This window comes from Nocardia sp. NPDC003183 (assembly GCF_053590715.1).
The window spans coordinates 72708-92401 of the sequence record NZ_JBSFTG010000004.1 but is presented as its reverse complement, the minus strand read 5'-3'; the positions used below and the strand labels follow the sequence as shown (position 1 = coordinate 92401).

Genomic DNA, 19694 nt, shown 5'->3' with positions numbered 1-19694 from the left:
CCCCGGCTCGGCGCGGATCTGACACAATGCCCTCCGAAAAGGGGGTGTGCGCAATGCCGACAGCCACTGAATTCGCACAGACACGACCCGCGGACCAGCTCGACGCGCTGATCTCGGTTCTAGGTGCAGGTCGCGGGGGTGATCCGGGGATCGCCGAACAGCTCGCCGCGGCGGCTGCGCGCCGTCGTCGTCCGCTGCACATCCAGATCACCGGGCGTGCGCTGAGCGGGCGGACCACCGTGATGGCCGCGCTGGCCCTGTTGTCGGCGCAGGAGACCGCGCCGGTCGATCAGCCCGAGCTGCCCGACCCGGTCCTCGACGGCGATCTGGTCATCTATGTGCTGGCCGGTGCGCCGCAGGCCGCCGACTACCGCCTGCTCGCGACCGTGCCGCAGGGTCGCGGCGTGGTGGTGCTCAACAAGGCCGACGCGGTGGGCGCGCGCTGGGGCGAGGCCGTGGCCGCGGCACAGCGGCACGCGCAGGAGCTCGGCCTGCCGATCGTGCCGATCGTCGCCTCGGTCGCCGCCAGGACCAGGTCGGGAGCGGTGAGCGCGGAGGATCTGAGCGATCTGCGCAGGCTCGCGGTCGGCCCCGATGTGCCGTCGGTGCTCGCCGCCGATCTGTTCATCGGCGTCGGCTCCGACCAGGAAGCGCGCAGACGGCTGATCGCCAACTGGGATCTCTACGGTGTGGACTGCGCGCTGTCGGCCCTGCGCGCCGATCCCGATCTGCCCGCGTCGGCGATCATCCAGATCTTGCACTCCGCGAGCGGGGTCGATCCGCTGCACAAGCTGGTCCACCGCCGGTACGAGCAGGTGGAAGCGGTGCGCGGCGGCGAACTGCTCGACGAGCTGACCCGGCTGGCCGCCCGCGCGGTCCCCGGCGACGGCGGCCGCGCGCGAGAACTGATCGAGCACTATCTCACCGGAGACGAAGCGCTCTGGGCCGGTCTGTGCGCCGGATTGGCCTGTCCGCAGGTCTCCCACCTGGCCGCCGGCTACCCGTCACCCGCGCCCGGCGACGCCGACGAGGCGCTCGCCCGCGCCACCCGCTGGCGTGCCGTCGTGTCCAGCGACATGCCCCCCGCTGCCCGGCGGGCCGCGCTGCGCGTGCACAACGGCTATGTCAGAGCCTGGGAGCGGATGTCCAGTGCAGGCCTCTGAGGTCCCGCCCGGCCAGCGCTCGGCCGTCGACGCGAGCGGCGATACGAGTGCCGCGTCCGCCGACGACCCCGGTGCCCTACCCGCGGCGGTGGACGCGGTGATCGACCGGTGGAATCCGCAGGGTGGCGCCCTGCTCCGGGCGATGGCCGCCGCGGGGGAGGGCAGCAGCGTCGACTTCTACGCCCCCGACGACGCCAACACCACTCTGCTGCGCACCGAACTCGCCCGCTTCGAACCCCATATCGACCTGGCCGATCCGACCGTGGGCAACGACCCGGCCGCGGCGCTCATCCTCTTCGACGCGGGCAGTGTCCTCGGCGCCGGCATGTTCGCCCTGATCGACCGTCTGCGCGCCGCCGATCAGCGAATCCTGCTCGCCATGAACGGCTTTCACGCCTATCAGGACTGGCGCGCGACCCGCGACCGCAACCTGGAACTGCTCGCCGCGCGCGGCATCACCGACCTCGACATCGTCGCCGTCTCGGCCCGGCTGGCCGCCGCCGCCCGCGCCACCGACGATTCGGCCCTGCTCGATCGCTCCGGCGTGGCCGGACTGCACGCCACCCTGGCCGCGGCCACCGCGAAGGGACCGGCCGACGGTGCCCAGCGCCGCACCGCCGTCCGCACCCGGGTCCTCACCGACACCAGAGCGAGAATCGACGAACAGATCACCGCATTGCGCTCCGGCACGGACACCGCACGGATCAGGGAGGAACGCATCGGACTGGTCGCCGAGCGCGACGGCGGTCGCCAGACCGGTCTCGCCGCCGTGCGCAGCCAGGTGCAGCTCGCCCGCGTCGACCTGACCACCGAGCTCGGCGCGATGGTGCGCGCACTGCACACCCGCTCGCGCGCCGAACTCGACCGCTGCGACCGCGCCGAACTGCGCGCCTACCCACAGCGTTTGCAGCAGGCGGCCGGTGAGCTGTCGGTCTCGGTCGACGCCGTCATCGACGAACGGGTCAGCGAAGCGGCGCGCCGGATCGGTACCGCCGCGCCGACCACCCGGCGCCGCGATCCGGCGCCGCGAGTCGGTCCGGATCCCGGCAAGAGACACCGAGGTGTCGAAGATCACCTCATGATCGCGCTCGGCGCGTCGGCCGGCGTCGGCCTCGGCCGATTGGTCGTGGCGCCGCTGTCGCTGGTCCCGACACTCGACGTGGCGAGCGTCCCGGTGACGCTGCTGCTCGGCGCGGGCGCGGCCTACTGGGTCGTGCGCGCCCGCGGCCAACTCGCCGAGCGCAACCACATGGCCCAGTGGGTCTCCGAGGCATTGGTGAACATCAAAGCCCAGCTCGAACAGCGTGTCGCGGGAGTGCTGGTGGACATCGAGGCCGAATTGGCCGAGCACGTGGTTCGGGAATCGACCGCGCGAGCGGTGGCCGTGGATCGGCGTGTCACCGAACTCGACGCGCTCGCGCGCAGGCTCGTCGCCGAGCGTCCCGCACAGCTGACGGCCTGTGAGCGTGACATCGCCACGCTCGATCGACTGTGAGCGCGGGATTGACCGATACACCGGTGGGTACCTGTTAGGGAGCCCGATGCCATATCGGTCGTCATATCGCGTTAACCTTGAGGCAGGAACCTGGGCGTCCGCTCTTGCCAGTCGATGCGCGGCCACCGTCCGTGTACGGCCTTCCTAGCCGTCTATCGGGGTTGTGCGACGGTTGGTCACTGCGGACGCCTTACCCGCCCATGGTGGCGATCGATGGATCGAACAACCGCCCATCTCAGGAGAGTTTTCATGACCTCAGCGACCATTCCTGGTCTTCGTGGATCCGACGGCACGGCGCCGACCGAGCACAGTGAACTGCTCGCCTGGGTACAGGAAGTCGCAGAGCTCACTCAGCCCGATCGCGTGGTCTGGGCCGACGGCTCCGACGCGGAATGGGATCGCCTGACCACTCAGCTGGTCGAGGCAGGCACCTTCCAGCAGCTCGACGAGAAGAAGAAGCCCAACTCCTTCCTCGCGCTGTCCGATCCCTCCGATGTGGCCCGCGTCGAATCGCGCACCTACATCTGTTCCGCCACCGAGGCCGACGCCGGTCCGACCAACAACTGGGTCGACCCCGCCGAGATGCGCGCCACCATGACCGAGCTGTACCGCGGCTCGATGAAGGGCCGCACCATGTACGTGGTGCCGTTCTGCATGGGCCCGCTCGGCGCCGAGGACCCCAAGCTGGGCGTGGAGATCACCGACTCCGAGTACGTGGTCGTCTCGATGCGCGTGATGACCCGGATGGGCCAGGCCGCGCTCGACAAGCTGGGCGCCGACAAGCCGTTCGTGAAGGCGCTGCACTCCGTGGGTGCGCCGCTGGCCGAGGGCCAGGCCGATGTGCCGTGGCCGTGCAGCGACACCAAGTACATCACCCACTTCCCCGAGGACCGTGAGATCTGGTCCTTCGGTTCGGGCTACGGCGGCAACGCGCTGCTCGGCAAGAAGTGCTACTCGCTGCGCATCGCCTCGGCGATGGCCCACGACGAGGGCTGGCTGGCCGAGCACATGCTGATCCTCAAGCTGATCTCGCCCGAGAACAAGAACTACTACGTCGCCGCCGCGTTCCCGAGCGCCTGTGGCAAGACCAACCTCGCGATGATCCAGCCGACCATCCCCGGCTGGCGCGCGGAGACCCTGGGCGACGACATCGCCTGGATGCGTTTCGGCAAGGACGGTCAGCTCTACGCCGTGAACCCGGAGTTCGGTTTCTTCGGCGTCGCGCCGGGCACCAACCACAGCTCCAACCCCAACGCGATGGCCACCATCGACGCGGGCAACACCGTGTACACCAACGTCGCCCAGACCGACGACAACGATGTGTGGTGGGAGGGGCTCGAAGGCGACCCGCAGCACCTGATCGACTGGAAGGGCAACGACTGGACCCCCGAGTCGGAGGGCCACGCCGCGCACCCGAACTCGCGCTACTGCACCCCGATGTCGCAGTGCCCGACCCTCGCCCCCGAATGGGACGACCCGCAGGGCGTGCCGATCTCGGCCATCCTGTTCGGCGGTCGCCGCAAGACCACCGTTCCGCTGGTGACCGAGTCGTTCGGCTGGGAGCACGGCGTGTTCATGGGCGCCACCATGGGCTCGGAGCAGACCGCCGCCGCCGAGGGCAAGGTCGGCACCGTCCGTCGCGACCCGATGGCGATGCTGCCGTTCCTCGGCTACCACGTGGGCGACTACCTCAACCACTGGATCGACCTCGGCAAGAACGCCGACGCGAACAAGCTGCCGAAGATCTTCTACGTGAACTGGTTCCGTCGTGGCGACGACGGCCGCTTCCTGTGGCCCGGATTCGGTGAGAACTCCCGCGTGCTGGAGTGGATCGTCGGCCGCATCGAGGGCCGCTCGGGCGCCACGGCCACCGCGGTCGGCAATGTGCCTTCGGCTGCCGATCTCGACCTGGACGGCCTCGACGTGGTCGCCGCCGATGTCGACGAGGCACTCGCGGTGAACGCCGACGAGTGGCGCAAGGAGATCCCGTCGATCGAGGAATGGTTCGAGTTCGTCGGCGACAAGCTGCCTTCGGGCGTGCGTGACGAGTTCGAGGCACTCAAGGAGCGCCTGGGCTAGTCGCCCCGCAAACACTGAACCGCCCGTACCGTTTCGGTACGGGCGGTTCTGTTCGTCTCAGGTCGTCGGACGATTTCCACAGTCTCGTTCTGGGTACATCTGTCGGTGTCAGAGAGTCGCGTGTGGCGGCAGCGTTACCTTCGCCTATATTTCCTCTCGAGCTGATACCCCTGCGAGACTCCTGCACCGCCATGCGGTCAACGACGAGATCGACGCTGAGAGGTGGTTTGACGCATGACAGATCTGGTGACCGGATTCGAGTCCGACACCTATTCGAGCACGCCCATGCAGCGCGTGGCGGGCCGACTGGAACGGGCCCTGCCCCCGGGCTGGCGGGTCGAGGTCGTCGACCTACCCGCCCGGGGTGAGGTGGCCGCGCAGCCGGTCCTGCGGGTCCATATGCCGGAGAACTAAGCCGTGGCGTCGGTCCAGCGGAGTGATACGCACGCTGTGGTGTGAGTGCGTATGCCGGACTACTCGGCGGTCCAGCCCATGGGCATGAGGACCGACTTCTGCTCACAGAACGCGTCGAGGCCCTCGGGGCCGTTCTCGCGGCCGATGCCCGAGTTCTTGTAGCCACCGAACGGTGCGGTCGGGTCGAAGGCGTACCAGTTGATCGCGAAGGTACCGGTGCGGATCCGGGCCGCGACCTCGACGCCGTGCTCGATATCGGTGGTCCAGACCGATCCGGCCAGACCGTAGTCGGAGTCGTTGGCGATGGCGATGGCCTCGTCCTCGGTCTCGTACGGGATCACCGAGAGCACCGGGCCGAAGATCTCCTCCTGGGCGATGGTGCTCGCGTTGTCGACGTCGGCGAAGATCGTCGGCTCGACGAACCAGCCGCGGTCCACGCCCGCGGGCCTGCCGCCGCCGAGTACCAGCCGCGCGCCCTCGGCCTTGCCCTTGGCGATGTAGCCCTCCACGCGGTCACGCTGCTTTTCGCTGATCAGCGGGCCGAGCTGGGTGGCGGGATCGGACGGATCACCGGTCTGCATGGTCTTGACGTGCGCGACCAACGCCTCGACGATCTCGTCATAGCGACTGCGCGGCGCGAGGATTCGGGTCTGCGCCACGCAGCCCTGCCCGCTGTTCATCAGCCCGGAGAACGCGAGCACGGGAATGCTCGCGGCGAGGTCGACGTCGGGCAGCACGATGGCGGCCGACTTGCCGCCGAGCTCCAGCGACACGGTCTTGAGCTGCGCACCGGCCAGCGCGGCCAGCTTCCTGCCCACCGGGGTGCTGCCGGTGAAGGTCACCTTGTCGACGCCGGGGTGGCCCGCGAGGTATTCACTGGCCTCGGCGTCGGCGGGCAGCACCGAGAGCACGCCGTCGGGCAGGCCCGCCTCGGTGAAGAGGTCGGCGAGGATGTTCGCGGTCAGCGGAGTCAGTGGCGACGGCTTGAGCACCACGGTGCAGCCGGCCAGCAACGCGGGTCCGAGCTTGTTCGCGGCGAGGAACAACGGGACATTCCAGGCGGTGATCGCGGCGACGACACCGCGGGGTTCCCGTGAGACACGCGAGGTTCCGAACAGGCCGACTCGAGTCTCGTTCCAGGCGAACGTCTTCGCGAGCTCGACGAGGGCGTCGAGTGCCGCGACGGCGGGAATCTGGTTGAGTGTCAAGGCCGCTAACGTCGGCGCGCCCATCTCCGCGGTGAGCGCGGCGAGCAATTCGGGCGAACGCTGCTCGATCAGCCGCGCGACCTTGCTGAGTACCTCCGCTCGTTCCAGTGGAGGCGTTGATGGCCACGGCCCGCTGTCGAACGCGTCGCGCGCCGCGGCGACCGCGGCGTCGACATCGGCGTTCGTTACCGCCGGCACGCTGCCCACGGTCTCCTCCGTTGCAGGGGAGACCACCGAAATGCGGTCACTACCGGCCGGGGTGGTCCACTTCCCGCCGATGAACAGACTGTCGTAGTGCATGAGAACACGTTACAGTTTTGCGGGCGAATTGTCTGCAACCTGTTCTAATTCGCTGCGGCGCAACGACTGTGAAGATGGTGAATTCCAACCTGTCGGTTCGCTTTTCGGGGAAACGCACTATTGCGTTCCGCTGGTGAAAAGGGGATGCTTTAGCTACTGATCAGCTCGCTCGATTCATCGAACATTAACAGCGAATTGGGGAGACCGACTCATGGCTGTGCAAGTGATCGGCCGATCGTTGATGACCAGCGACCAGACCGACCATCAAGCGAAAAGTGTGGGCAGTGGCGGATGGGTTGTCTCATTCCTGCCCGGCCGCACACTCACGATCGAGCAGGCGACTGCCGCTATCCAGGCCGCTGAGGCGGTTGCGATGGTCGGCGCGCTGGCCGATCAGGTCGGCCTGACCACGTTGGAGACCGTGGGCCTGGCGATTCAGGAATCGCCGTGGGTCAGGGTGTTGCCCGAGCCGATGCGGAGGTCGCGGCGCTTGAGCTGGCTGGCGTGATCATGCTTTGGTAGCCACCACCACCAAGTTGCTGACCAGTAACTCGCGAATGACCGGAACTCGGACGAGCCACCAGGCCCAGTGTGGGTGATAACGCGGAAAAATAGTCCGCACGTCGGCTGAAGTCGTTGCTGCCCAGTGCAACCCATCCGCCGCGGTCACCGCGAACAGTGATCGGCCGAACCTGTTCTTCGGTTCGTGTCCGTTCTTGCGCCGGTACCGGCGGGCCGCGTACTCGCCACCGAGGTAGTGCCAGAGGCCGGTCTCGTGCCCACCGAACGGTCCGTGCCACACCGTGTACGAGTACACGATGAGGCCGCCGGGCTTGGTCACCCGCACCATCTCGTCCGCCATCAGCCACGGCTGCGGCACGTGTTCGGCGACGTTGGAGGAGAAGCAGACGTCGACGGAGTTGTCGAGGAACGGCAGCGCCATCCCCGACCCGCGTACCGAACCCGACACCCGCAGCCCGGCCGCGTGCATCTCCGACGGGTCGGGCTCCACCGAGACGTAGCGGGCGCCCACCGCGGTGAACTCGTCGGCGAAGTAGCCGGGGCCGCCGCCCACGTCGAGGACGACGGTGCCGGTGAGGTCGCGGCCGGTGATGTCGGCGTAGAAGTCGCCGATCAGCTGCGCGCTGTCGGTGGCGATGCCGCCGTAGAAACGGGCCGGGTCGGACTGCTCGAAGCGGAAGCTGGTGAGCAGGCGCAGCGAGCGGCGCAGAGAGGCCCGGCGCGCGAACCTCGATCGGTCGCGTCGATGGACGGGCTGCTCGGTTGTCGGCTGGGTGGCGATCGGCACGGGCAGGAGTTTATGGGCAGGCCCTTCGGTCGCGGCTGGTGGTGGGGGCGTTGGGTGGGTGGGTTGGGTTCGTCTTCACGGGGTCGGCTCGGGTGCGACGGGCTGATCTGGGCGGGCGCGGTCGATACAACCGTGTTGCGTGGAGCACACCCGCTAGTGTGGGGGCCGACGTTTGTCTGCCACCGAACCGAATGCGAGCCCCGACCGTGCGTGAAGTCCTCCTACTCTGCTGGCGTGACACCGGGCACCCACAGGGTGGCGGTAGCGAACGGTATCTGGAGCAGGTAGGCGCCCAGCTGGCCGCGCGTGGCATCAAGGTCACCTTGCGTACGGCGGGATACCCGGGCGCCCCCAAGCGTGAGCGGATCGACGGCATCGACATCAGTCGCGCGGGCGGCCGCTTCACCGTCTACCCCCGCGCGCTCGCCGCCATCGTGGCCGGTCGGCTCGGTATCGGCCCACTGCGCGGCCTGCGCCCCGACGTCGTGATCGACACCCAGAACGGCATTCCCTTCTTCGCCACCGCGACGGGTGTGCCCTCGGTGGTGCTGGTGCACCACGGACACCGTGAGCAGTGGCCGGTCGCCGGTCGCCTGGTCGGGCGGATCGGCTGGTGGATCGAATCCACGCTGTCCCCGCGCGTGCACCGCGACAACCAGTACCTCACCGTGTCGCTGCCGTCGGCCGAGGAGCTGTCCGCGCTCGGTGTGGACCGTGAGCGCATCGCCGTGGTCCGCAACGGTGCCGAACCGGTCCCCGCCGCGGTCGTCCCCGGCGACGACGCCACCCGCGCCACCCACCCGCGCATCGCGGTCCTGTCGCGCCTCGTCCCGCACAAGCAGATCGAAGATGCCCTCACCGCGGTCGCCCACCTGCGCGAACGCTTCCCCGACGTGCACCTCGACGTCATCGGCGACGGCTGGTGGGCCCCCAACCTGCGTGCCTGCGCGGACGCACTCGGCATCGCCGACGCCGTCACCTTCCACGGCCACGTCGACGAACGCCGCAAACACGAGATTCTCTCGACGGCCTGGGTCCACGTGATGCCCTCGCGCAAGGAAGGCTGGGGCTTGGCCGTCATCGAAGCCGCCCAGCACGGCGTTCCCACCATCGGCTACCGCAGTTCCCGAGGTCTCACCGACTCCATCGTCGACGGCGTCACCGGCGTGCTGGTCGACGACGCCCCCGCCCTGGCCGCGGCCGCCGGGGACCTCCTGGCCGACCCGGATACCCGCCTGGTGATGGGCGAGAAGGCCAGGGCCCGTGCCAACGAGTTCTCCTGGGAACAGACCGGCGCCGGTGTCTTCGAGGTCCTCGCCGCCGCCGCGCGCGGCCGCACCGTCAGCGGATTGGTCTCCCCGGCCCGGGTCTAGTCGACTCGGTTACCCGCTGCCTCTCGATCTGCTCGCCGGGCGCCCGTCCGGTCCGGGCGCACGGCCGCGGCAATCAGTCCCGTGAGTAGCAGGGCCGCCCAGAGCAGGTGGGCCGCGGCGGAGGTTCGGCGCTGGGCCGGGGTGGCGATGTCGAGCAGGGTGGGGGAAGGCACGCGGTAGAGCGCCAGGTCTTTGTCCTGATACGTCAATTCGGCCGTGGTGAGAGTTTTCTCGGAGGCGCCGAGCGGGCCGGGGGTGGTGCGTTCGATCAGGATCCAGCCGACGCCGAGGGCCGCTAGTTCGGTGGCCGGGGCACCTTCGAGGAGCGCTTGCTCGACGGTGCGGGCGCGGTTGCCCTCTCCGGTCACCGCGTAGCCGCGAACTCGGAGTTCGCCGGTCTGCAGGACATCGTTGGGGAGGATGCGGGGAGCCGGGTCGAGGACGGGAGCTGTTCCGCTGTACGGGAATCGGCGGAACATCCCGGCGGGAAGTACCGCTATGTCGCCGGGAGCGTCGATGTGGTCGACCACCTGTTGCCAGCCCGCGGGGTAGTGGACGGGGCGCACGGCGCCGCCGACTCCCCAGGCGAGGTCGGCCAGCGGGAGGGTGAGCAGAAGAATGAAAAGGATTGCGGCGGGGCGAAATCCGGTCCGGCCATCACGAATCTCCGGCTGCTCGTTGGCGGCAGAGGCTTCCGGGTCGTGCGCCAGTACTCGGCGGGCCGCCACGGTGACGGTTCGGCACGCGGCCGCCGCGCACAGCGCGTAGGCGGGCATCGCCAACGCCACGTACTTCTGCGTATCCCGCAGCAGCCCGGCCCCGGGAACGTGCACCACCAGCCATTCTCCGGCGGCCAGCCCCCAGCTGGTCGCGCCGAGGGCAGGCAGCACGATCGCCACCGCCGCGATCACCAGCAGCGCTCGCCCGTCACGTCCGAGCGCCCATACCGCCCGCACCCCGCACGCGACGATGCCGAGCAGCAAGAGTGTGCCGAGCAGGGCGAGCGGGGTCGTGCGGCTCGCGGGGACCGCTTCGCCGTTCCAGATCCCGCCCAGCCCGGCGAGGCTGCCGAGCGTGCCGAGCCACGGTTCGGCCCGGGCCGCGAACGCCGAGACGCCGGCCGGGTCCGACGGCTCGGCTCCTGATCCGAGCGCGGTCGCGGTCAGCCACGGCGCGCAGGTCACGATCCACAGCGCGACGGCGGGGAGGAAGGCCCGCCGCCCGACCAGCGCGAGCCCGATCACCGCGGCCAGCAACGAGCCGGTCGGCGTCAACCCGGCAGCGGCGAAACTCGCGGTCAGCGCCGCCCATCCACCGAGCGAGGCGACGAATCCGAATCGGCTGCCCGACCCCGCATCGTCGCCGGATTCCGTTCTGCTGGTGGCTGTTCGGATACGCGCGGCGGCGAGCGCGGTCCACGGGAGGGCGGCGTAACCGGCGAGCAGGCTCCAGTGGCCTTGAAGAAGTCGTTCCGCCACATAGGGATTCCACAGCGCGAGGGTCGCGGCGACCAATTGTGCTCCGGTAGAGGCGGAGACGAGCCGTCGCGCGAGTACCGCGGCGCCGTATCCGGCCGACCACAGGGCGACGATCAGGATCGCCTTCACGAGAAGTCCGCCGTCGATCACCGGCGAGAGCACGGCGAGCACGGCGTCCTGCGGAACGGCGCGAGGTGCGGCCGCGCCCACGCCGAGTGCCGAATCGGTGAGGAAGGAACGTGGGGTGCTCACCGCGTCGCGCAGCAGCAGGTAGCCCGATCCGGCGAGCGGTCCGACGATGATCATCGTGAGCAGAGCGCAGTATCCGGCCACCAAGGCCCTTGCTCGCCCGCTACTCGTCACGTCCACGCACCTTACGTCCCGTCGGGCTGCGCCGTGGCCGGGGTCGAATAGGCGCTGTTCGGGGCCGAATCGCTCGAAGGTGAGTCCGCTCGGACTCACATTTTCGGGGTAGGCGTGATGGCGAACACAGTGAAGTGCGACCATGAGGCGTGTCCTCAGTCCGCCGCCCGCCTGTCGTTGCCGATCTGACCTGGGTGACGGCTGGCGCCATGACCGCCAACGTCGCCGGGTACCTGCTGCAATTGCTGGCGGCGAGTTGGTTGGGAGTCGAGGGATACAGCGAGTTCGCGAGTCTGCTCGCGGTGCAGTTGCTGTGCGCGGTCCCGGCCCTTGCCATGCAGAACGTGGTGGCGAGAGAGGTAGTGCGCGGGGCGTCGCTACGTGCGGTGCGGGCGATGATGTGGCGGTGTGCCGCGTTGGTCGCCGCGGTCGCGGTGGTGCTGATTCCGGTGGTGGCCGTGGTGCTCGACGTGGGCGTGTGGGCCGCTGCCGCCGCCCTCGGCGCGGCACCCGCGTTGGTGATTCTCTCGGGTGAGCAGGGAATTCTGCAGGGCGGCAATCACTTCCGCGCGCTGGCCACCGTGCTCGCGATGGCGGGTACGGCCCGGGTGGCGCCCGCGCTGCTCGCACTCGCGCTGGGCGGTGGTGCTGCCGGTGCGCTGTGGGCGGGGGCCGCGGGCATCGTCGGCGCGGCGATCGTGGCCGGTCGCATCGCGCGCTCGACGACCGAGTCGGCGGATCCGCCGACCGATGACAGCGGCGATACCGGAAACAGCCGGGAACCGATGACGAAGACCGTCGGCGTCCTTCCCGTGTTGCGTGCCGTGCAGGTGCAGGCGGCGCTGATGGCGCTGTCCTCGGTCGACCTGATCGTGGTCCGCATCGTCCTCGACGAGGTCGACGCCAGCCGCTACTCGCTGGGCACCATCGCCACCAAGATCGCGTTCTGGCTGCCGCAGGCGGTCGGCGTCGTGCTGTATCCCCGGATGGCCCAGCCCACCCATTCCGCCCGTGCGATCCGCGACGCCCTCTCGGTGCTCTCGGTGATCGGCGTCGTCGCGGTGCTGGGTGCCGCGCTGGCCGCTCCCTTGGCCCCCCTGTTCGCCGGCGCCGACTATGCCCCCATCCAGGGCATGCTGTGGCTGTTCGCCCTGCACGGTGCGATCCTGGCGGTCCTCCAGGGCGCTCTGCTCTCGGCCATCGCGGTCGAACGCACCGCCTTGGCGGCCGTCACCTGGATCGGCCTGGCCGTCGAGGTGACCCTGATGCTCGCCTTCGCCCGCACGATCGAATCCCTGATCGGCACGGCTGTCTCCGTAGCGGCGGTCACCACCACGATCGTCGCCGCCGTCGTTCTTCGCGCGGCCCGCACCCACCCCGCTCCGGCCGACTCGGTCCTGCACTGACCGAACCGGCCGGTTCGGCGGAGGTGTCCCGGAAAAACACAACAGCCCCGGCCGAAGACCGGGGCTGTTGTAGAGCGTGTCCGCCTAGGGACGCTTGTCGATGTCGATCTGCTCGGTAGGCGCGTCGTAGTCCCCACGGGGGAACTGCGTGGTCGGCGCGTCGTCGCCGTCCCACCGAGTAGTCGGGGTGTCATCCGGCGCGGCGGTGGGCGCGGGCGTCGGACGCGATCCCCGCGGACTCGCATGAGCCGCGGTGCCGCCGCCGCGCAGTCCGAGGAACAACCCCGCCAGCAGCGCCAGTACACCCAGCACGCCGAACACGATCGGCACCACACGCCCGAACAGCGAGAGCTTGTCGGTGTTCTCCTTGGCGATGGCGATCTGCGACTCGACGGTCGCCTCGTCGAACACCAGGTGCGACTTCAGCGCGGTGACCTCGGGCTTGTCCCCGGACCGCGCGTAGAACAGGTGGATCGATTCCCCACCCTTGATCACGGTGCCGGTCTGCGGCTCGACCCACAGGTCACGCACGTTGGTGTAGTAGCGCGTCATGGTGACCGGGGTGTCGCCACCCTCCACGCCCCACTTGCTGGCGGGCAGGGTGAGCCGGTTGGTCGGCGACTGCACGACGTCCCAGGTGCTGGTGACCGGCGCCTCCATCTGGAAGCGGTACACCTTCATGTTGTTGATCTCGGTCTCTTCGATGAAGTTCGCGTCGAAGGACTTTCGCACGTTGATGTCGAAGTACGGGTAGGTCTTCTTCTCGGTGCCGATCGGGAAGCGGTAGCCGATGCCGGTGTGCTGCACCGGCTCCATGACGCTGCCGTCCTTGTTCACGGTCACCGCGATCGACCCGTTGGGGTCGGTGTCCACCGGCATGCCGGTGGTGCGCGAGATGGTGACGCGGTCGATGGCGGCGGTGAGCAGGCCGGTATCGCCCTGCACGTCGGTGCGCCGCAGTGTCTGGCCTGCCTGCAGCGTCATCTCGTCGGCGTCGGAGGGCTCCTCGACGGTGACGAAACGCTGGGAGATCAGCGGCACATCCTTGTTCACCACGGCGGCACCGTCACCGGAGGTCAGCGACTTGGAGTCGAGGACGAGGCTCTCCTCGCCCTTCTGGTTCTCCGCGATCGTCGTGATCTCGAGATCGAGTGGAGTCTTGGCGACTTTGCTCACCGTGTAGGTGGGGATCATCAGCGCGGCGACGAGTAATGCCGCGCCCAGACCCACGAGCACGCAGGCGACCGTTCTTCTGGTACCGGCACTCAGTGCCATGCAAACTCTCCTCGTCGTTCGAACACGGATGGCCCGGTGGTCTGGTATTGCACCACAGGCACTCGTGAGCCCCGACACTAACAGCCCAGGCCGCGAAGGTGCGGTGCTGTGCCGTGGAAATCGCCGACACGGCAGACTGGACCCCGATGACGACCGCCACCGCCCCCGTTTCGCGCCCGCGCGCCTTCATTCCCGCCCTCGAAGGGATGCGCGGGATGGCGGCGCTCGGTGTGCTGGTCACGCACGTCGCGTTCCAGACCGGAACGACCGGGGTGCCGGTCCTCGGCCCGATCCTGGAACGCTTCGATATGGCGGTCGCGGTGTTCTTCGCGCTGTCGGGTTTCCTGCTGTGGCGCCCGCACGCGGCGGCCGCGCACGGGCACGGCCGCGCACCGCGGACCTCTCGCTACCTGTTGCACCGGGTGGCCAGGGTGATGCCCGCGTACTGGGTCGTCGTGGTGTTCGTGCTGCTGTTGCTGCCCGGCGCGGCGCATTCGGCGAACCTGCGGGTGTGGGTGTCGAATCTGTTCCTGCTGCAGGTGTTCGTGCCGTTGACGTTGACCGATGGGCTCACCCAGATGTGGAGCCTGTCGGTGGAGATGGCTTTCTACCTGGTGCTGCCGGTGCTGGCCTGGCTGGTCGTGCGACTGCGCGGCTCCGCGGCGCGGTGGCGGGTGCCGGTGCTGTGCGGGCTGGTCGCGGTGAGTCTGACCTGGAATCTGTGGCCGATCCCGACGCCGGAGGCGATCCACGCCGACAACTGGCTGCCCGCCTACCTGCCGTGGTTCGCGGCGGGGATGCTCCTGGCGGAACTGATCCACCTCGTGCGACCCGAGGTCCGGTGGACGCGAGTGCTGTCGAGTCAGCCGCTGATGTGGGCGGTGGCGCTCGCCGCGTTCCTGCTCTCGGCGACCGAGTTCGGCGGCCCGGCCGGCCTGGAACGCGCGCAACCGTGGCAGTACGCGATGAAGATGGCACTGGGCATGATCTTCGGGTTCTGTCTGCTCGCACCCCTGGTGCTGCGGCTGTCCGGCGCCCCGCACCGCTGGCTGGAATCGCGCACCGCCGCGATGCTCGGCCGCTGGTCCTACGGCATCTTCCTGTGGCACCTGGTGGTGCTCACCGTGGTCTTCCCGGTCTTCGGCATCGTGCCCTTCAACGGTGACTTCCTCTACGTGATCACCCTGACCACCGCGCTCACGCTCCCGTTGGCCGCCGCGAGCTTCGCCCTGATCGAGGAACCGGCCCGCCGCTGGGCGGCCCGGTGGGATCGGCGGACCGGGTCCGCGCGAGTCGACGAACACCTGCCGGAATCAGCGCGGCGTCCGGCGGTGCGCTGAGTCTCGCTCAGCGACGGCGGGGGAGCGCCGCCACCCCGACGGCGACGACCGCGATGACGGCCGGTGCCTGGGCCAGCAGCGAGCCGCCCATGTATTCGGTGCCGGAACGCCAGGTCCCGGTCGACAGTGCCGCGGCCGAGGCCAGCGTCCCGAGGCCCGCGAGCCAGGGCAGGGTCCGCTCCGTCAGCGCGGGCCGGAAATAGTTGCAGCCCAAGGTGATCAGTGTGAACGCCGCACCGAACGGCCCGGAGATCACCGCGATCACACCGGTCAGCCCGATCGCCGCGACCCAGCCGACACCCCAGGTGCTCGGTGCGGGCCCGGCGTCGGGCACCACACGTCGGCGCGGAACGGCGAGCAGTACCAGGGGGATCAGCAGCAACAGCCCGCCGAAGATCGCCAGCCGATACCAGCGGTCCGCCGGGAACGAGACGGTGATCTCCCCGTTCGTTCCGGGCGGAACGAGCCAGGCCTGCTGCCAGCCGTCGACGACAACAGGCGACAGCTCCTGTCCGTCGGCGGTGTGCGCCTGCCAGCCGACGTTGGTGCTGAGCGGAAGGACCAGCAGTTGAGTGCCCGGCTTCTGCTCGGTCGGGTCGGCGGGAGTAGGTGCGACTGAGGTGGTTTCGCCGGGGTTGGAGGGTTCGCCGGTTTCACCGGGGTTGCCCGAAGTCTCGTCCGTCGGCGCGCTGGGCGCGCCGGGGTAAGGGTCGGTGCGGGGGAGGCGGAGGCGGTCGACGGTGAAGAGTTCGGTGGGGACCACGGTGAGGTCGGGACGGCCGGGGAGCAACTCGATGTCGGCTGCGTCCTCGGGGCAGGCACGCGCGGAAACCGGTGCACCCGAACGGAGTTCGTCGGCGGTGGCGGTGATCGTGGTGTGCACGGCGCGTCCGCCGATGGCGATCACCGGGCCCGCCTCGCAGCCGATGGTGATGAGCCGGTCGCCTGGAGCGTGGGCGGGATACTCGGGACCGAGCACGTCGACCTCGGCCAGGCCCGCGGGCTGGGTGAGGACGAAGCCGAGTGCGGTGCGGTCGAGCACCTCGTTCCAGCTCTGGATGCTGATCTCGATGCGATCGGTCTCGGTGGGGTACAGCGAGATTCGGGCCGGATCGCCGTGGTCGCGTTCGGGCAGTTCGCGGATCTGCGGGCCGTTGCCCAGGTTCACCGCGACGGAGGTCGCCGTCGCGGGCAAGCCGCCGAGCGCGGTGGTGATGTCGAGTCCGGTCACCAGTGTCGGTTCCGGAAGTTCCAGTACCAGCGTGGGTTTGCCGCCCGCCGGTTCACGCACGGTGGACTCCGGTGCCGTCCAGGTGGTCTTCGGATCGCCGTCGGTAGCGGCGAAGGCGGCGCCGCGCAGGTCGGCGACATCGGCCTGACCCCGTGCCACCGGCCTGGTCGGGTCGGTGAGCAGCGCCTCCAGCGCGGGCCCCGGCCGGGTGCGTACGGTGAGGTCGGTGCCGACGGTGAGTGGTTCCGGCACCGACAGCGTGCGCCCGAAGACGCCCGGCTCCTCGGCGGGCAACCCGAGCCCCTTGCTGCAGTGCACGCGGTCGGGGCCGTCGAAACAGTTACCGCGGCCGGGGAATTCCTGTCCGAGATCCCACCCGCTGACGACGGTTCCCGCGGCCACCTCGGGCAGCACGACCCGGTGCCGGATATCCACGCGCTCCGGCGCTTCCCGGTTGGAGTAGTCGTCGAGCGTGAGTTCGCTGATCCCGAATTGCCCGCCACGAGTGCCTGTTTCGGTGCGAGCGGCGCTGATCATCACCCAGTCGGATTTGCCCGCGGGCAGCGCCACGGACACGGGCTCACCGGGTTCGGTGATCCGCGCCGACACCGTTCCGCGCGGGGTGCGGACCTCGACCCACTTCACCGGATCACCCAGCGCCGCCGCCGTGGTGGTGAAACGCAGCGAGCCGTTGGCGATCGGCTTGTCGAGATCGAGTCGAATCCATTGCCCGAGAGCGGATTCGGAGCCGTTGCTGATCCACGCGGTGCTCGGATCGCCGTCCACGGCGGCCGCGGTGGAGCTGCCGGGCGCCGCTCCGCCGATCTGGGTGGCATCGGCGGCGGAGCTGGACGCGGTGACCTTCGCGCCCGACCATTCGCCCTGCACGAGTTCGGCGCCTTCGACCGGGTAGTCGGGGACCAGGTTGTGGGTGCGCCGGGCGTCGTCGGCGGCGCGGACCGCGGAGTTGTGGTTGTCGACCCGGCCGAAGTCGGACTCGCGATCCATCGGGGTGTCGGTCAGCAGCACGGGCCGCGGAGGTAACCCGGCACGTCGCGCGTCGGCGTCGAGAAGCACCGGCGCCGTGGGGTTCCCCGCGTCGCGGCGCACCCGCTCCAGCACTTCGGGGCCACCCTGGACAACAGGGGTCGACTCCAGCGGGACGGTGTACGCGCCGGGGAACCCTGGCGGCGCGCCGGTGCCGCTGCGCACGTCGACGGGCGTGCCGGGCGGCGGTACATCGACCCGGTAGATCTCGACGGCCGGGTAGGCGGGCTGGAGATCGTTGTCGACCACCAGTCCCGCATCCGCCGCGCGCGGCCCGATGTTCGCGCCGAACGAGGTCACCCTGGTGAGGCCCGGCGAGCCCTCGATCGCGCGGTGCGCCAGCATCGGACGCGTCGAACGCGAGGTCTCGGGGTCGAGGTCGTTGCGCAACACCAGGATTCCGATGCCCTGGTCGGCGAGGGTGGCGGCGAGGCCGGTCGACGGCCTGCCGTCGGCGATGAGCCGCTGCACCGAGTCCATCGCGCGAATCGTGCCCGGCGGGTTCAGGGGAACCGAATCGCGCACGGCCCAGGGGGTACTGGCCAGGGCTTGCAGCGGCTCGTCGCGGGTGAGTCCCCAGATCTGGCTGCCGAACGGCGCACCGGGTACCACCAGTGCGCGGGTGTCGGCGGCGTTGTCGGCCAGCCAGTCGGCGGTGTCGGTCCAGTAGGCGGGGACCCGGTCGTAGGCGCCGCGCGGGGCCAGCCGCCCGGTCCACGCCAGTGAGGTCGCGAGGGTGAGCGCGGCCAGGACCAGCGCGGCGACCGCGACGAGCCGGTCGCGTTCGGGATGGGCGAAAGAGCTGCGCCACACCGGCATCGGCACGGAGGCGGGCAGGGCGACCCGGCCGAGCAGATGCGCCAGCCCCACCACCAGCGGCAGCCGGATCAGCGGTTCGAGCTTGTGCACATTCCGCAGCGGCGCACCGCCGGAGTCGAGGAAGATCCGCACCGATTCGGCGAACGGCCCACCGAGTGTGCCGACATATCCCGCGCAGATCCCCGCGAGTCCCACGCACAGGATCAAGGCGAACCTGCCCCGACAGGGCATCGTCGACCGCGCGAGTCCGGCCATCCCCGCCGCGGCGAGCAAGCCGGTCGCGAGCACCGCGGCGGGCTGGGTCACCAGCACCGCGCCGGCGATTCGTTCGGGCGAGACGAACGGCGTCCAGCTATCGGTCCCGCGCAGCACCTCGCTCAACGCGGCCCACTGCGTCGTCACCCCGGACGACTCGATGAAGTCGAGGAACGGCGGACTCACCTTGCCCAGCAGCAGCAGCGGTACGACCCACCAGAACGTGGCGAGGACCAGCAGTGGAATCCACGCTCGGGTGAACCGCCACCACTGCCGATTCGGCCGATAGGTTGCCCACCACAGTGCCGCGGGCAGGAACGCCGCCACGGTCGCGACAGCGTTCACCGAACCCATCAGCGCCAGCGCCAGCGCGCTTCCCGCCGGTGAGAGCGGGCCGCCGCGCCGCCGTTTGATCGCGGTGCCCAGTGCCGCGGGCGCGAGCAGCACCCACGGAGCCAGCATCATCGGCAGGGTTTCCGAGGAGATCGAGCCGAGCGTGGTCAGTACCCGCGGCGACAACGCGAACGCGATGCCCGCGATCACCCGTGACCCGCGCGAGCCGATGCCGAGCGTTTCGCACAGCTTGACGATTCCCCAGAACCCGGCGAGCAGCAGCAGCGCCCACCAGACGCGCTGGGTGACCCACGCGGGCAGGTGCAGCAGGTGCCCCGCGGAGAAGAACGCGCCGTGCGGGAAGAAGTAGCCGTAGGCCTGGTTCTGGACCTGGCCCATCGGGGCCTGGCTGCTCCACAGGTGCGACGCTCGCGCGAGGAAACCGAGGGGGTTCTGCGCGAGGTCGTATTTGGTGTCGGCGACGGTGAGGCCGGGCGCCTGCGCGAAGGTCAGTACGAAGGCGGCTACTACCGAGCCGACGAGCCAGCGCCAGCCCAGTGGCGCCTTGTCCGGTTGCCCCGATGCGGGGCGCGACGCGCGGGCGTCGGCCTCAGCGGCTGCCGTATTCAGGGGCGTTGAGCAGCGACGAGTCTTTGTCACCGCTGCGGTCGATCGAGGGCGCCGTGTTCTGCTGCACCGCCGCCGTGATGGCGAAGACGGCGATCGCGCTCAGCAGGGCGCCGCCGACCGCGCTGGCAACAGCCGGAACAGCAAACTTCATCGCGCACTCCAATACGCTCGACGAC

Annotated in this window: 14 protein-coding genes; 8 read left to right on the top strand and 6 right to left on the bottom strand. The window is 69.7% G+C overall.

Annotated features, from left to right (window positions below; translation table 11 throughout):
* Positions 1-53 precede the first annotated feature (53 nt).
* The 4 genes from ACWDXS_RS16345 (at position 54) to ACWDXS_RS16330 (ending at position 5151) form a co-directional block, all read left to right on the top strand.
* Positions 54-1163 (top strand): hypothetical protein, encoded by a 1110-nt coding sequence (locus ACWDXS_RS16345; protein ID WP_378989207.1) that lies wholly within the window; start codon positions 54-56, stop codon positions 1161-1163.
* The gene (locus ACWDXS_RS16340) at positions 1150-2658 is read left to right on the top strand and encodes a hypothetical protein (protein WP_449966422.1); all 1509 of its coding nucleotides are present in this window, start codon (positions 1150-1152) and stop codon (positions 2656-2658) included. The genes ACWDXS_RS16345 and ACWDXS_RS16340 overlap by 14 nt, the downstream gene beginning before the upstream one ends.
* 249 nt (positions 2659-2907) lie before the next feature.
* Entirely contained in the window at positions 2908-4737 is a 1830-nt protein-coding gene (locus tag ACWDXS_RS16335) for a phosphoenolpyruvate carboxykinase (GTP) (protein WP_378989205.1), read from the top strand.
* A gap of 234 nt (positions 4738-4971) precedes the next feature.
* A complete protein-coding gene (locus ACWDXS_RS16330) occupies positions 4972-5151 on the top strand; it encodes a hypothetical protein (protein WP_378989204.1) in 180 nt (59 codons plus the stop codon).
* Between the two features lie 59 nt (positions 5152-5210).
* Here ACWDXS_RS16330 and ACWDXS_RS16325 read toward each other — a convergent pair whose 3' ends face one another.
* Positions 5211-6659 carry an aldehyde dehydrogenase gene (locus ACWDXS_RS16325; RefSeq protein WP_449966417.1) on the bottom strand — a complete coding sequence of 483 codons (1449 nt, stop codon included), beginning with the start codon at positions 6657-6659 and terminating at the stop codon, positions 5211-5213.
* A 211-nt stretch (positions 6660-6870) separates the two neighbouring features.
* On the opposite strand from ACWDXS_RS16325, the gene ACWDXS_RS16320 reads away from it, so the two are divergent.
* Entirely contained in the window at positions 6871-7167 is a 297-nt protein-coding gene (locus ACWDXS_RS16320) for a hypothetical protein (RefSeq protein ID WP_056823697.1), read from the top strand.
* Here ACWDXS_RS16320 and ACWDXS_RS16315 read toward each other — a convergent pair whose 3' ends face one another.
* Positions 7168-7968: a methyltransferase domain-containing protein gene (locus ACWDXS_RS16315; protein ID WP_449966413.1), complete on the bottom strand. Its 801-nt coding sequence runs from the start codon at positions 7966-7968 to the stop codon at positions 7168-7170. It abuts the gene before it with no gap.
* A gap of 206 nt (positions 7969-8174) precedes the next feature.
* Here ACWDXS_RS16315 and ACWDXS_RS16310 point away from each other — a divergent pair, with 206 nt between their 5' ends.
* Positions 8175-9341, top strand: a complete 1167-nt coding sequence (locus tag ACWDXS_RS16310; protein WP_378989201.1) for a glycosyltransferase family 4 protein — start codon at positions 8175-8177, stop codon at positions 9339-9341.
* On the opposite strand, the gene ACWDXS_RS16305 is transcribed toward ACWDXS_RS16310, so the two are convergent.
* Positions 9338-11182 carry a hypothetical protein gene (locus ACWDXS_RS16305; RefSeq protein WP_449966410.1) on the bottom strand — a complete coding sequence of 615 codons (1845 nt, stop codon included), beginning with the start codon at positions 11180-11182 and terminating at the stop codon, positions 9338-9340. The two genes, ACWDXS_RS16310 and ACWDXS_RS16305, sit on opposite strands and share 4 nt — an antisense overlap.
* A gap of 209 nt (positions 11183-11391) precedes the next feature.
* On the opposite strand from ACWDXS_RS16305, the gene ACWDXS_RS16300 reads away from it, so the two are divergent.
* On the top strand, positions 11392-12588 hold the full coding sequence (locus ACWDXS_RS16300) for a polysaccharide biosynthesis protein (protein WP_449966407.1): 1197 nt from the start codon (positions 11392-11394) through the stop codon (positions 12586-12588).
* 84 nt (positions 12589-12672) lie between these two features.
* Here the strand turns inward: ACWDXS_RS16300 and ACWDXS_RS16295 are convergent, their stop codons facing one another.
* Positions 12673-13863 carry a DUF3068 domain-containing protein gene (locus ACWDXS_RS16295; protein ID WP_378989198.1) on the bottom strand — a complete coding sequence of 397 codons (1191 nt, stop codon included), beginning with the start codon at positions 13861-13863 and terminating at the stop codon, positions 12673-12675.
* A gap of 146 nt (positions 13864-14009) precedes the next feature.
* On the opposite strand from ACWDXS_RS16295, the gene ACWDXS_RS16290 reads away from it, so the two are divergent.
* The gene (locus ACWDXS_RS16290) at positions 14010-15203 is read left to right on the top strand and encodes an acyltransferase family protein (protein ID WP_449966403.1); all 1194 of its coding nucleotides are present in this window, start codon (positions 14010-14012) and stop codon (positions 15201-15203) included.
* A 7-nt stretch (positions 15204-15210) separates the two neighbouring features.
* Here ACWDXS_RS16290 and ACWDXS_RS16285 read toward each other — a convergent pair whose 3' ends face one another.
* On the bottom strand, positions 15211-19518 hold the full coding sequence (locus ACWDXS_RS16285; protein ID WP_449966999.1) for an alpha-(1->3)-arabinofuranosyltransferase: 4308 nt from the start codon (positions 19516-19518) through the stop codon (positions 15211-15213).
* A complete protein-coding gene (locus tag ACWDXS_RS16280; RefSeq protein WP_022566695.1) occupies positions 19499-19669 on the bottom strand; it encodes a DUF2613 domain-containing protein in 171 nt (56 codons plus the stop codon). The genes ACWDXS_RS16285 and ACWDXS_RS16280 overlap by 20 nt, the downstream gene beginning before the upstream one ends.
* Positions 19670-19694 lie beyond the last annotated feature (25 nt).